11 protein-coding genes and 1 other annotated feature are annotated in these 12341 nt (G+C 44.7%); of the genes, 3 read left to right on the top strand and 8 right to left on the bottom strand.

What is annotated here, in order from left to right:
- The first annotated feature begins 196 nt into the window (after nucleotides 1-196).
- On the top strand, nucleotides 197-574 hold the full coding sequence (gene grcA / locus J4N37_RS02225; protein ID WP_005434930.1) for an autonomous glycyl radical cofactor GrcA: 378 nt from the start codon (nucleotides 197-199) through the stop codon (nucleotides 572-574).
- 106 nt (nucleotides 575-680) lie between these two features.
- On the opposite strand, the gene J4N37_RS02220 is transcribed toward grcA, so the two are convergent.
- From J4N37_RS02220 to thrA, 4 genes are all read right to left on the bottom strand, one after another.
- Complete coding sequence (locus J4N37_RS02220; RefSeq protein ID WP_038885683.1) at nucleotides 681-1340, bottom strand: NADPH-dependent FMN reductase; 660 nt, start codon at nucleotides 1338-1340, stop codon at nucleotides 681-683.
- A 139-nt stretch (nucleotides 1341-1479) separates the two neighbouring features.
- The gene (thrC, locus tag J4N37_RS02215) at nucleotides 1480-2760 is read right to left on the bottom strand and encodes a threonine synthase (protein WP_252041596.1); all 1281 of its coding nucleotides are present in this window, start codon (nucleotides 2758-2760) and stop codon (nucleotides 1480-1482) included.
- Complete coding sequence (gene thrB / locus J4N37_RS02210; RefSeq protein ID WP_010445935.1) at nucleotides 2757-3713, bottom strand: homoserine kinase; 957 nt, start codon at nucleotides 3711-3713, stop codon at nucleotides 2757-2759. Before thrB ends, thrC begins: the two co-directional genes overlap by 4 nt.
- 20 nt (nucleotides 3714-3733) lie before the next feature.
- A complete protein-coding gene (gene thrA / locus J4N37_RS02205) occupies nucleotides 3734-6193 on the bottom strand; it encodes a bifunctional aspartate kinase/homoserine dehydrogenase I (RefSeq protein ID WP_252041595.1) in 2460 nt (819 codons plus the stop codon).
- A gap of 54 nt (nucleotides 6194-6247) precedes the next feature.
- Nucleotides 6248-6364, bottom strand: a sequence feature (Thr leader region).
- 444 nt (nucleotides 6365-6808) lie between these two features.
- Here thrA and J4N37_RS02200 point away from each other — a divergent pair.
- Nucleotides 6809-7279 (top strand): hypothetical protein, encoded by a 471-nt coding sequence (locus J4N37_RS02200; protein ID WP_010445930.1) that lies wholly within the window; start codon nucleotides 6809-6811, stop codon nucleotides 7277-7279.
- Here the strand turns inward: J4N37_RS02200 and J4N37_RS02195 are convergent.
- A complete protein-coding gene (locus J4N37_RS02195) occupies nucleotides 7276-7758 on the bottom strand; it encodes a putative 4-hydroxy-4-methyl-2-oxoglutarate aldolase (RefSeq protein WP_045386584.1) in 483 nt (160 codons plus the stop codon). The two genes, J4N37_RS02200 and J4N37_RS02195, sit on opposite strands and share 4 nt — an antisense overlap.
- Nucleotides 7759-7816: 58 nt before the next feature.
- Nucleotides 7817-8224, bottom strand: coding sequence for a DUF3293 domain-containing protein (locus tag J4N37_RS02190; RefSeq protein WP_010445926.1), 408 nt, complete (start codon nucleotides 8222-8224; stop codon nucleotides 7817-7819).
- A 358-nt stretch (nucleotides 8225-8582) separates the two neighbouring features.
- On the opposite strand from J4N37_RS02190, the gene arcA reads away from it, so the two are divergent.
- Nucleotides 8583-9299, top strand: coding sequence for a two-component system response regulator ArcA (gene arcA / locus J4N37_RS02185; protein ID WP_010445924.1), 717 nt, complete (start codon nucleotides 8583-8585; stop codon nucleotides 9297-9299).
- A gap of 69 nt (nucleotides 9300-9368) precedes the next feature.
- On the opposite strand, the gene J4N37_RS02180 is transcribed toward arcA, so the two are convergent.
- Both J4N37_RS02180 and arcB read right to left on the bottom strand, forming a co-directional pair.
- Entirely contained in the window at nucleotides 9369-9818 is a 450-nt protein-coding gene (locus J4N37_RS02180; RefSeq protein WP_010445922.1) for a lipoprotein, read from the bottom strand.
- Nucleotide 9819: 1 nt separating this feature from the next.
- Nucleotides 9820-12180: an aerobic respiration two-component sensor histidine kinase ArcB gene (gene arcB / locus J4N37_RS02175; RefSeq protein ID WP_252041594.1), complete on the bottom strand. Its 2361-nt coding sequence runs from the start codon at nucleotides 12178-12180 to the stop codon at nucleotides 9820-9822.
- Nucleotides 12181-12341 lie beyond the last annotated feature (161 nt).

The raw sequence follows: 12341 nt of genomic DNA, 5'->3' as shown, positions 1-12341 counted from the left end.
AATTGTAACTAGTATGTTTTCAAACGTTTTATTGATTTAACTCAACAAAATCACCTTCAAAAATTTAAGGTTTTTAGTTGTTTTTTGACCTAAATCAATATTAAAATAATGGATATTGGCTATATAATACCTAGCTCAACAAAAATTCGAAAATTAACACCAATAATCACCACGTTAAGTGGTCTAGGAGATAGTGATGATCCAAGGTATCCAAATTACTAAAGCAGCTAACGACGAACTACTAAACTCTATCTGGCTACTAGATAGCGAGAAGAATGAAGCGCGTTGTGTTGCAGCAGCATCAACTTACGAAGCAGACCAAGTTATCGCAATCAGCGACCTAGGTGAATACGAAAGCCGTGAAGTAGCAATCGAAACTGCTCCTCGCATCGAAGGTGGTCAACACCTAAACGTGAACGTTCTTAAACGTGAAACTCTAGAAGATGCAGTTGCACACCCAGAGAACTACCCACAGCTAACTATCCGTGTTTCTGGTTACGCAGTACGTTTCAACTCGCTAACTCCAGAACAGCAACGTGACGTAATCGCTCGTACTTTTACTGAGTCTCTATAATCAGTAAACTAGCTTGCTAGAATTTAAAAAGCTTGGTCAGCAATGACCAAGCTTTTTTTGTTTCTGGATCCTTCGAGTCCCCTCCGATAGTGGCGAACGCTCCTTTCTAAGGTGCGTTTCTTTGCGAAGGATCCTTTTGAAACGCTTGCGCTAACGAGGTTGGGTCAAGCCTATCTCTTTGTAGTGACGCCCCTTCTGCCCACCAAATCAATTGATGCAGGGTGCGATTCATATAGCTGTCCCACTGCGCCTGCTCCGATTCATCCGCAACCACACCCTGCTCATCAAACACTTCTTGCGCTTTCGGAATATGGATCATTGCCGACACGGGCAAACACCCCAACTCGGACAAGAAGGTCCGCATCGACACTGCAGCCCTTGCGCCACCCCATTGCCCTGCAGAATAGGTCACGATCGCACTTGGCTTATAAGAAAACAGCGAGCTGCCAAAGTGGTTAAGCATGTTTGCCAAGGCAGGACTCATCAAATGGTTGTATTCCGGGCTGACCATCACATACCCATCCGCGTGTTTGATTTTATCTGCCAGCTCGCTTAGATGCTGCGGCACTTTAGAACGGTGATAAGAAAATTCGGGCTTAAATACATCACCAAAGTCGTAATGCAAAGGGTCGATGATTTCGACCGTATGTTGTGAATGCTGACTCACGATGAGTTTTTCACACGCTCTGCTGACTCGCATTCCTAAACGGGCTGGTCGTGGTGGCGTACTGTCTCTCACTGAGCCAAGAAAAATCAAAAAATGCATGCTGCTCTTTCCATCTCATTTAGTTAAGTCGTTTCTCAATCTTAAAGAGAGTTAAAACTTATCGGCAATAAAAAAGGTGAATGATTGCTCATTCACCTCTCGTTATTTGTGTTTTTGATACTGACTGTATTTTTGAAGCTTACTGCACGCGGCGCAGTACTTGTTTCAATGCATCAAAATCTGCGTCGAGATCTTCCGATAACAATTCCATCGCAGCGTGCTTCGCTAATGGAGCAGGAAGGTCGATGTCGGATTGCAGAATGTCATCCACCACTTCTTTGAACTTCGCAGGGTGTGCAGTACATAGGAACAGACCGGTTTCACCGTCTTGCAATTGCTCGTCCAGAACTCGGTAAGCAATCGCTCCGTGCGGCTCGCACAGGTAACCCAGTGCGTATAGGTCTTTCACTGACTGTGCGCTTTGCTCATCTGAAACAGCGCCTTTACCTAGTCTCTCCAAGCCCCACTCTTTCACACGACATAGCTCTTCGATACGAGGCCAGTTGTTTGGTTGGCTAACATCCATCGCATTCGACGTGGTCGCTACTGTTGGTTTCGGCTCCCACTGACCCGTTTCTAGGTAACGTGGCACAGTGTCATTGGCATTCGTTGCAGCAATGAAGCGTTTAATAGGCAGACCCAGCGCTTTTGCTAGTAGACCAGCTGTTAGGTTACCGAAGTTACCGCTTGGTACTGATACCACTAGGTTTTCACGCTCTTGCTTGCTCATTTGCGCGGCTGCTTCAAAGTAGTAACAGATTTGTGCCATCAAACGGCTGATGTTGATTGAGTTTGCAGAGTTCAGGCCGATCTCTTCACGCAGTGCAGAATCATCAAAAGCTTGCTTAACCAGAGCCTGACACGCATCGAAGTCACCATCGATCGCGACGGTGTGGATGTTCTTACCAAGCGTACAGAATAGCTTCTCTTGCAGTGGGCTGATTTTGCCTTTCGGGTAAAGAATCACAACGTTGATGTCTTCCATACCGTAGAAAGCGTGCGCAACGGCTGCGCCAGTATCGCCAGAAGTTGCCGTCAGAATGGTGATCTTGCCACCGTCCGAAACCGCAGCAAGAGATTGCGCCATAAATCGGCCACCAAAGTCTTTAAACGCAAGCGTTGGACCATGGAAAAGCTCCAGAGCGTAAACACCGTCTTTTACTTGGTTGATTGGAGCTGGGAATTGGAATGCAGCGTCAACCAATGCGTTAACTTGCTCTTCCGCCAACTCATCGCCAATCAGTGCTGATAGGATTTTTGTGCTACGAGAGACAAAGTCTTCTGCCAGTAGCGCATCAATATCTTCAAATTTTGGTAATTCCGATGGGAAAAATAGACCTTGGTTACGGCCTAGTCCTTGGCGAACGGCTTGGCCAAAGGAAACTTGTTCATCATTTTCTTTTATATTGTAAAGCTTCATAGCTCACTTCCTGTTACTTTCGAACCCTGTTTATCTAGACGACAAACGTGGACGAATCCTTCTTCGTTTTGTACGTAGTTCTGTTCTAACCAGCGAGCAACTCGCTCAGCGACATCTTTCTCTTTGCAAATACTGAACAGTGTCGGCCCACTGCCAGAAATACCGGTTGCCAATGCACCCGCAGACGCTGCGTATTGACGTGCATTTGCAAAACCTGGAAGCAGTTTCTCACGATACGGTTCTGCGATCACGTCTTTGATCATTTTTGCAGCAAGTTCTGGCTGACCAGAATGACACGCATGAATAAAGCCTGCAAGATGACGACCATGAGCAATGATATCTTGTCGGCGGTATTGAGATGGTAGGATCTCACGTGCTTCTGCTGTTGATACTTTGATACCCGGGTACGCCATCACCCAGTACCAATCGTCAAAGCAAGGCACTTCTTGGCTAATGATACCTAGCTCTTCCAGCATCAATTGCACACCGCCAAGGTAACATGGCGCCACATTATCATAGTGAATACCACCAGAGATCTTGCCTTCCATTTCTCCCATCAGCGCTAGCAACTCTGTCTCGTTAAGCGGCTGACCATGGAATCGGTTTAATGCATCTAATGCAGCAACGATAGAACAAGCACTTGAACCTAAACCAGAGCCGATTGGCATGTTCTTTTCTAGCGTCATTTCAAGTGGCTTTAGCTCAACGCCTTTTTTATCTAGCTCACGAGCAAACACTACCCAACAATCGTAAACGATGTTCTCTTTTGGCTCGGTTGGTAGCTTCTCAACAAAATCACCAGCTGTCTTTAGACTGAACGGCTCAGCCCCAGACTTAACTAATACGCGATCGCCCAATAGAGTGCCATCAACTGGGGACACGGCCGCCCCCAAAACGTCAAAACCAACGCTTACATTGCCAATTGATGCCGGGGCATAAACCACTACATCCATATCACTTGAACTCATTGTTGTTATACCCCTAGTTTCCAACCTAAAGTACGCATCACATCCGAGAATACACCCGCCGCCGTTACCTCAGTACCTGCACCGTAACCACGTAATACCAGTGGAATTGGCTGGTAGTAACGACTGTAAAATGCCAGTGCGTTTTCACCGTCTTTGATCTTAAACATTGGATCATTTTCATCAACAGCAGCAATGCTAACTTTGCATTTGCCATCAATAATCTCACCGACGTAACGCAACACTTTGCCTTCTTCTGCAGCTTTAGCCGACAACTCTTTAAAGTAAGCATCCGCTTCCGGTAGACGCGCCATAAACTCATCTACACTACCTGAATCGTCAAAGCCTGGCGGCAGAGCTTGATCAACCACAACGTCTTCTAGCTCTAGTGACATACCGGCTTCACGCGCAAGAATAAGAAGCTTACGCGCTACGTCCATTCCCGATAGATCATCGCGAGGATCCGGTTCGGTAAAGCCGTTTTGCTTGGCGATGTTTGTCGCTTCACTTAGGCTCATACCTTCATCTAACTTACCAAAAATGTATGACAGAGAACCCGACAGGATACCGCTGAAACGCTCTAGTTCATCACCAGCGGCAATAAGGTTTTGCAGGTTTTCAATCACTGGCAGACCCGCACCTACCGTTGTTTCGTACAGCAATTTACGTCGAGAGCTACGTGCAACACCACGAAGTTGGTGGTAGTAAGCCATGCTTGCTGTGTTTGCTTTTTTGTTCGGAGTAACAACGTGGAAGCCCGCCGCCAAGAAATCCGCGTATTGGTTTGCGATAGCCTCACTTGAGGTACAATCCACCAACACAGGGTTGATAATGTGGTTACGTTGAACCAAAGAAATTAAGCGCGCTAAGCTAAACTCTTCTGTTGATGCCGACATACGGTCTCGCCAATGCTCTAGCGGTAAACCCTCACTATCAAGCAAAAGACCTTTACTGTTTGCTAAACCACACACGCGAATCACAATGCCTTTCTCTGCAAGCTTCGCCTGTTGACGCTCAATCTGGTCCACCAGCTCACCACCAACGCCGCCAATACCAACCACGAATACGTCTAGGAAGTGCTTAGAGTTGAATAGGTTCTCGTGACACGCTTTGATCGCTTCAGAGATTTTATCTTCAGGGATCACCGCAGAGATAGCACGCTCAGATGACCCCTGTGCGATAGCGACAATATTTACGTTCACTTCTGCAAGAGATGAGAAGAAGCGAGATGCAACACCGCGTGATGTACGCATACCGTCACCCACAAGTGTCACAATAGAAACATCATCAATAAAGTCTACAGGCTCAAGTAAGCCATCTTTTAACTCCAGCTCAAATGCATCCGCCAATACTTGTTGTGCTTTTGCTTTGTCTTGCGCTTCGATACAGAAGCTGATGCTGTACTCAGAAGAAGATTGAGTGATCAATACGATAGACACACCTGCTGATGACATTGCGCCGAATACACGACTTGCCATGCCGACCATGCCCTTCATACCCGGGCCAGACACGTTAACCATAGTTAGGTCGTTCAGCGTCGTGATACCTTTGATCGCCAGATTATCTTCGCCAGTATCTTGCCCAATCAGCGTACCCGCGCCTTGTGGGTTAAAGCTGTTTTTGATCAAACATGGAATATGGAACTGTGCGATTGGTGCGATGGTTTTAGGGTGCAGAACGGAAGCACCAAAGTAAGAAAGCTCCATCGCTTCTTGATAGCTAAGTGACTTGAGTAGGCGAGCATCTTCCACTAAGCGTGGGTCACAGTTGTACACGCCATCAACGTCTGTCCAGATTTCACAGCAGTCTGCACGCAGACACGCCGCAAGAACTGCCGCAGAGTAGTCAGAGCCATTACGACCAAGAGTGACTAGCTCACCTTTCTCATTACCTGCGGTAAAACCAGGCATGATGTTTACATGGCCTTGAGGAAGAGGATTCTGACGGAAGTTCTGAGTTGAAACGTCAACGTCGACCATGGCTTCTAGGTGATCGCCTTTTGCGTACAGGTATTCAACTGGGTCGATAAGATGCGCAGGTTGGCCTTTTGCTTCTAATACCGCTTTCATCAACTGAATCGAAATGCGTTCGCCTTTACTGATGATGCGTGCATTGACGTTGTTTGGGCACATGCCAAGAAGATTAATGCCGTGAACAAATTGGCGAAGTTGAGAAAGTGATGTTTTAACTTGGTTATCGAACGCAGCACCATCGATGTTTGGTAACACACCTTGGATATCTGCAAACAGCGCTTTGAAAGAAGCTTCCAGCTCATTGATTTGCAGCTCTGCTTCGCCGTTGCGAAGTGCACCTTCAATTACCGCTACCAGCTTATTGGTTGTTTTGCCCGGTGCAGAAAGTACCACGGCGACTTCTTCTTGTTGTGCGTTGTTGGCGATGATATCCGCCGCTCTCAAAAAGCGATCTGCATCTGCTAATGATGAACCGCCAAACTTTAATACTCGCATCCCTTCCTCCGATGTATCTTTCTAGATCTGTCTAAATTCTGTATTAAAAAAGCATAAAAAAAGGCCTGTATCTTGTTGGATACAGGCCTTCTTTGTGAATTTCTTTCGCTCAGCAGCCTGCCCCAACATTGGTCGTGTTGGTAATAATAATGGTTGTGGTCATTACTACTTGGCTGTGAGATGTCATAAATAAATATTCAACGATAATTATGTGTTTGCTTAACTCTACGTTTACCGAGTTTCTTAACTAGAGTCAACAAAAAACTTGTATATTTTACGTTCGAGATTGAAAAGACGTGCTGATTTAAATTTCAAAAAATACTTTTATTACAAAGATTTGAACAGCTCCGCAAAACAGGTAAAAAACTACCTCTATACTATTAGATCCCAAGTTCTCGATCTTATGAGATCCAATAGTAAGATCCATTTTCTGGGTAACGTTGATCAAAATTCGGCCAATGCCGTACTTTAATTCACGACAGCTTGGCTATGACCAAAGTTCAGAAGATCAAAATATAAGCAAAATTAATGAGCCAGCTTTCATAATATGTGCTTTAATAATTTGAAAGCCGATGGCAATACCAATAATGATTGAAATGACAAGGAGTGGTGATGATGAAAGTCCTATTGTGCCTGCTTGTCCTTGTACTGCCTGCAATATCTCTAGCAAACACATTGCCTCCTCTACCAGGTAAAACGGCACCTTCCCCTCATAAGCTTTTCATTTCTAGTGAAAATTATCAAAATGACAGTTTTGATGTTTGGAATATCGATGGTGGTTACGCATATGAACTGCTTGATTCCGTCGATCTTTACGTAGGTGCTCGCGTTAATAACTCACCGACTCAAAATCAAAGCGGTTTTTTAAGCGGCATAAGCTACCAATATAACGATCGTGTTACGCTGAAAAGTACCGTTCGCTCCTACAAAGCAGAAAGTGCTGACGGCATCAAAGAAGATGACAGTAGCCTTGCTGCCGAAGTTTCGAGTCGCGTTAAGATAACGGACAATCTCGATATTCATGCCACGCTGGACTATCAAGATTGGCAACAAGGCTTTGAAGTGGGATTAGGTTTCCGCTTTTAAAAGTCTAGCGCTTCTTTTGAAATCAATACACCATTCCAATCTGCGTACACGTGATGCTTGGGCTGCACGATCTGATTCTGCATCGTCAGTGTCACATTAACGTCCCCCACCCCACGCTTCTCAGTTTTAAATGGGCAAGTACCTAAAGCTTGAATGCCGATATCCATTTGTGACATCTGAGCGACATCACGGATAGCACCGAAGACAATAATCCCTTCCCAGCCATTTTCGATACCAAGAATGGCCAACTGGTCTCCGAGCAACGCTTTTTGACATGAGCCATGGCCATCAACAATCAGGACTTTTCCGGTACCATCCTCACCTAATACTTCTCGCACTTTAGAATTATCATGATAGCAACGCACTGTGACGATTTCGCCATGAAAAGCGGTTCGTTGACCAAAGTTCTGCAGCGGTAAACTCAATAGCGTTACCTGATCTTCAAACTGGTCACAAATATCTGGTGTTATATCTCTCATATTTCCTCCGTGAATTTTTTACTCAAGAGCGAGAGCATCTTAAGTAAGTATTATCCTTTTATACGAGCTTATCACTGATCTCTCCGAGCACTTGGCGAGTTTCTTCACCTACACAGGAGATTAAATACAGTTCACCATCCACAACGTAATAAATTGCGTTTTGCTTAAAAATTTTAGCAAGAGCTATCGCCTTTTGTGGTTTTATTTCTACAGCATAGCTTTCTTCAAACCATTGAAAACCTTTATCACCGACGGTGACAGGAACATATTTCATCCCTTTCAAGCATTGCTCTAGCTCGTGATTACTTATGCAGTTCTCTTTGTTTGACCGCAATTTACTGTATGGGTTCCAAGCAGTTATGACAGCATACTGATGAGAGCTCCACTCTTGCTCAAACCGAAAGTATGACTCTGAATAAGCATGCCATAACGCTGCGTCTATGTTCGTATTACTTTTTTCTATCATATCTCTTAAACGATTAATAACGGTTACATTTCATCAATTGATGTAAATCAACAAACTGAATGGAATTAACATTTGAGCATTGTTAGCATGCTGTTAACAATATAAAATTCGCTCCATATCTTAGGGTGTTTACGTTTCAGGCCCGTAAAGCTTGGATTTGAAAGGTAAACAAACCCTATAGAATAAAGTCGCCATCGGACACTGGTGAGTTGGCAAGATTCCAAGGAAGGCGGATAACTGAAAGAAGTGTTTTTTTGATCAACTTGTTTTATTATCAAAATCACATTACCTGTATGTTATATTTTTGCCTAGAATTTATTCTATTAGCACAATTTTGTCACAAATTTAGGTACCGCCAATGCAAACCCCGCAGATTCTTATCGTAGAAGATGAGCAAGTAACTCGTAACACTCTTAAGAGTATTTTTGAAGCAGAGGGATACGCTGTTTTCGAAGCCAGCGACGGTGAAGAGATGCACCAAGTGTTGTCTGAAAATTCAATCAACTTGGTAATCATGGATATTAATCTTCCAGGTAAGAACGGCCTACTGCTAGCTCGTGAACTACGTGAGCAAGCAAATATCGCGCTAATGTTCTTAACTGGTCGTGACAATGAAGTAGACAAGATCCTAGGTCTTGAAATCGGCGCTGATGATTACATCACTAAGCCTTTCAACCCACGTGAACTGACTATCCGTGCACGTAACCTACTAAGCCGTTCAATGAGCACTAACGCTGTTCAAGAAGAGAAACGCTCAGTAGAGAAGTACGTGTTCAATGGTTGGGTACTAGACATCAACAGCCGCTCGCTAGTGAGCCCAGCTGGTGAAGGCTACAAGCTACCTCGCTCAGAGTTCCGTGCACTACTTCACTTCTGTGAAAACCCAGGCAAGATCCAAACTCGTGCAGATCTACTGAAGAAAATGACTGGTCGTGAGCTTAAGCCACACGACCGCACAGTAGACGTAACCATCCGTCGCATTCGTAAGCATTTTGAATCAGTATCAGGTACACCTGAAATCATCGCGACTATTCACGGTGAAGGTTACCGTTTCTGTGGCGACCTAGAAGACTAATCGCTACAATACAAACATTAAGGGCTTGCTCCATGAGCAAGCCCTTTTTTTATCTGGTACTTGGTAAGATCAGTATACTTTGTCGATTTTAATGTTTTTCTCAACTAGCCAGCCTGTTTTACCCGCATCATCCAATAGTAACGCTAAATCTATCGGCTTTTCTGTATCCGCTTCAATTTGCCATACAAACGCGACTTCCCACTGATTTTCACTGTGCGTTCTTAGTTCTAGAAGGTCGCCATCAATCACCCACTCTGAATCCCCTTGCTTTAAAATCAGTGATTCCACAGTAAGGTTTGCAGGGAGATCTTTATCGGCTTGCAGATACAACGCACCATGTACGTTTTGTTCTTGAACTTCACCAATAGTCGGCATCATGTTGACCCATAGGTTACTTTTCAGTTCAACATTCACTTGATTCATTGTAATTTGACTGTCTTCTTGCCAACCTACCTGTGGAGCAGAACTGCAACCAGCTAAGAGAGCGACGGCTAACGCTGCTGACGCGATTTTCTTCATGTTATTTCCTCTGTTCCAACCAACTCTTCAGTACTTGAATATCATTTTGATATTCGTTTTTAATCTCTTCAACCCAGTCAGAGATGTTCTCCCACCATGCAGGCATATCTGGTGACTGAGCTTTCTGGGCGACGCTTTGAATGTGTTTGAGACCAATAGAACCTGCAGCACCTTTAATTTTATGCGCTTCAGAGACAATGCCATCTTGGTCTTTTGCCGTCATGTTCGAGTCCAGTACCTCAATATAATCAGGCATCATATCTTCAAACATTTTAATGCTATCGTACACAGGCTTCACGCCCACAATATCTACATAAGACTCTAACATATCCAAATCCAACAAGTGCGTCTCAATCACTGGAGATGGTACAGATACCTCGTCCTCTATCACCTTCTGGTCGACAACTGTTTCTTCTTGCCCGTCAACACGATTAGCGAAGAATTTATCAATAACAGCTTGAAGAGCCTGTACTGCGAGAGGCTTGCTGATTGCATCGTCCATACCATTGTCTAAATACTCTCGACGATCTTTCATTACATTCGCAGTTAGCGCCACCAGCGGAGGTAGATTGTCATAGTGCTCACGGTAGTACTTAGCGACATCAAAACCTGTCATGTCCGGCAATTGGATATCAAGCAATGCCAAGTCGTATTCATCCGGCACAAAGTTCACCAACGCTTCTTCACCTGTCATGGCAACAGTGACTGAGTGGCCTAGGCTTTCAAGTAAAGACTTCGCCACAGTAACGTTAAGTTCAATATCTTCAACCATAAAGATATTAAGGTGCATATTGTCACGTTTCGCGTCGATAATTGGCTCTTCAAGCTCAACCACCGGAACATGAATCGATACAGTGAAAGTACTGCCAAAGCCCTCTTCACTTGCCACTGTGATATCACCATCCATCATATTGATTAACTGCTTCGACACGGCTAATCCGATGCCAGTACCGACAGCATGGAGGTTGTCTTTACCCGATTTAACTTGGTAATACATGGCAAAGATCTTTTCCACCTCATCCTCAGGTATACCAATACCGGTGTCTTCCACCTCAATGATGATGGTTGCATACTCTTCTTCAACGTCCGCACTTACCGTCATTACGACGCCACCTTCTTTGGTGAACTTCATCGCATTGCTAACCAGATTCCAAATAACCTGACGCAGACGGGTAGCATCCACTTCAATCGCCTTCGGCAACGAGCTTAGACGCTCTAAGTCAAAGCGCAGCCCTTTTTGTTCTGCCATTAATGCCGAGATGCTCTCAATTTCCGCGACAAAGTCTTCAAAATTGAGCGGCACAGGTAGCAGCTCCAGTTTACGACGATCGAATTTATCCATATCGATGATGTCGTTGAAAATATTACCTAGGGTAATAGCGCTAACATTGATGGTTTGCATATGCTTCCGCTGCTCTTCAGTTAGCTGACTATCGAGTAGCATGCGGCTCAACCCCACAATTCCGTTTAGCGGAGTTCGAAGTTCATGGCTGATGGTAGAGATAAAGGTGGTTTTGTCTCGGCTAGCTTTTTCTAAAGACTCTTCATGACGCTTACGCTCAGTAATATCACGGCCAAAGCCAACCAATCCGAGGTGGCGACCATCTTTGCTGTAAAACGGCACTTTACGTAATTCAAAGTAGTGCTTGCGACCGTCAGGGTAATCCAGCCATTGCTCGTAAGTTAATGCTTGGTTATCAGCAAACACTTTTTGGTCGGTATCGACGATATGCTCTGCCACTTCTTTGCTGTAGACATCCCACGGGCTCAAGCCGACTAACTGGTGCTCTTTCTTACCAGTTAGCTCTTCCATCGCGCGGTTACAGCCAGAGAAAACTCCGTCAGCATTACGGTAATAAATAAGATCTGGTGAAGCATCGATAAAGGATCGCAAAAGTGCAGTACGCTCAGCTAATTCGAGTTGTGTTCGCTCACGTTGGAAGACTTCATTTTCTAAATCTTGCATTGCTTCTTCACGAGCTTCCTCAGCTTTAATACGCTCTTCGATCTCTTGATTAAGTTTTTCAATATTTTGCTGCAGTTGGAAGTTGAGCTCTTGGTCACGAGAACGCATATCTTTAAGCTTAGAGACTAACTTGGTCAGCCTTTGACGTGACTCTTCAAGTTGGTCCACAACAACGGACAAGAAATAAACCGCCCAAGGTGTAATCAGCAGCCCAAAAAAAACCGACCGTACAATATCGATATCATCAACACTGCCCTTCAATGCGAGCGTAATTCCGACTTGCACCACGACTGCTAAGGCAACCAGCGCCAGTGCTAGCAATATTGAGAAACGGACAATCCCCAGCTTGACCAACAGATCAACGTAATACTGGGCGAGATTTTTCATGGGCTTCATTCACTACTCCAAGGAACAAGCTAGGCAACCGACTTCAACTTGCGTATCAGACAGATTAAGGAAAACGGCATTGTTGTAACTAAAGCGAGTCACAAGAGATATCACAGACTTATGCTACGTTGTTCGCAGTTTAACGTGTTTAATACGGTGATTAAAACCAC

Origin of the sequence: Vibrio sp. SCSIO 43153 (assembly GCF_023716625.1) — a bacterium.
GTDB lineage: Bacteria > Pseudomonadota > Gammaproteobacteria > Enterobacterales > Vibrionaceae > Vibrio > Vibrio rotiferianus.
This window is presented reverse-complemented; position numbering and strand designations above follow the sequence as displayed.

Coding starts and splice junctions, on each gene's coding strand:
- J4N37_RS02220 (WP_038885683.1), bottom strand. CDS start 1,340: ATGCATTTTTTGATTTTTCTTGGCTCAGTGAGAGACAGTACGCCACCA.
- J4N37_RS02200 (WP_010445930.1), top strand. CDS start 6,809: ATGAAAGTCCTATTGTGCCTGCTTGTCCTTGTACTGCCTGCAATATCT.
- J4N37_RS02180 (WP_010445922.1), bottom strand. CDS start 9,818: ATGAAGAAAATCGCGTCAGCAGCGTTAGCCGTCGCTCTCTTAGCTGGT.
- J4N37_RS02190 (WP_010445926.1), bottom strand. CDS start 8,224: ATGATAGAAAAAAGTAATACGAACATAGACGCAGCGTTATGGCATGCT.
- thrA (WP_252041595.1), bottom strand. CDS start 6,193: ATGCGAGTATTAAAGTTTGGCGGTTCATCATTAGCAGATGCAGATCGC.
- thrC (WP_252041596.1), bottom strand. CDS start 2,760: ATGAAGCTTTACAATATAAAAGAAAATGATGAACAAGTTTCCTTTGGC.
- arcA (WP_010445924.1), top strand. CDS start 8,583: ATGCAAACCCCGCAGATTCTTATCGTAGAAGATGAGCAAGTAACTCGT.
- arcB (WP_252041594.1), bottom strand. CDS start 12,180: ATGAAGCCCATGAAAAATCTCGCCCAGTATTACGTTGATCTGTTGGTC.
- thrB (WP_010445935.1), bottom strand. CDS start 3,713: ATGGATGTAGTGGTTTATGCCCCGGCATCAATTGGCAATGTAAGCGTT.
- J4N37_RS02195 (WP_045386584.1), bottom strand. CDS start 7,758: ATGAGAGATATAACACCAGATATTTGTGACCAGTTTGAAGATCAGGTA.
- grcA (WP_005434930.1), top strand. CDS start 197: ATGATCCAAGGTATCCAAATTACTAAAGCAGCTAACGACGAACTACTA.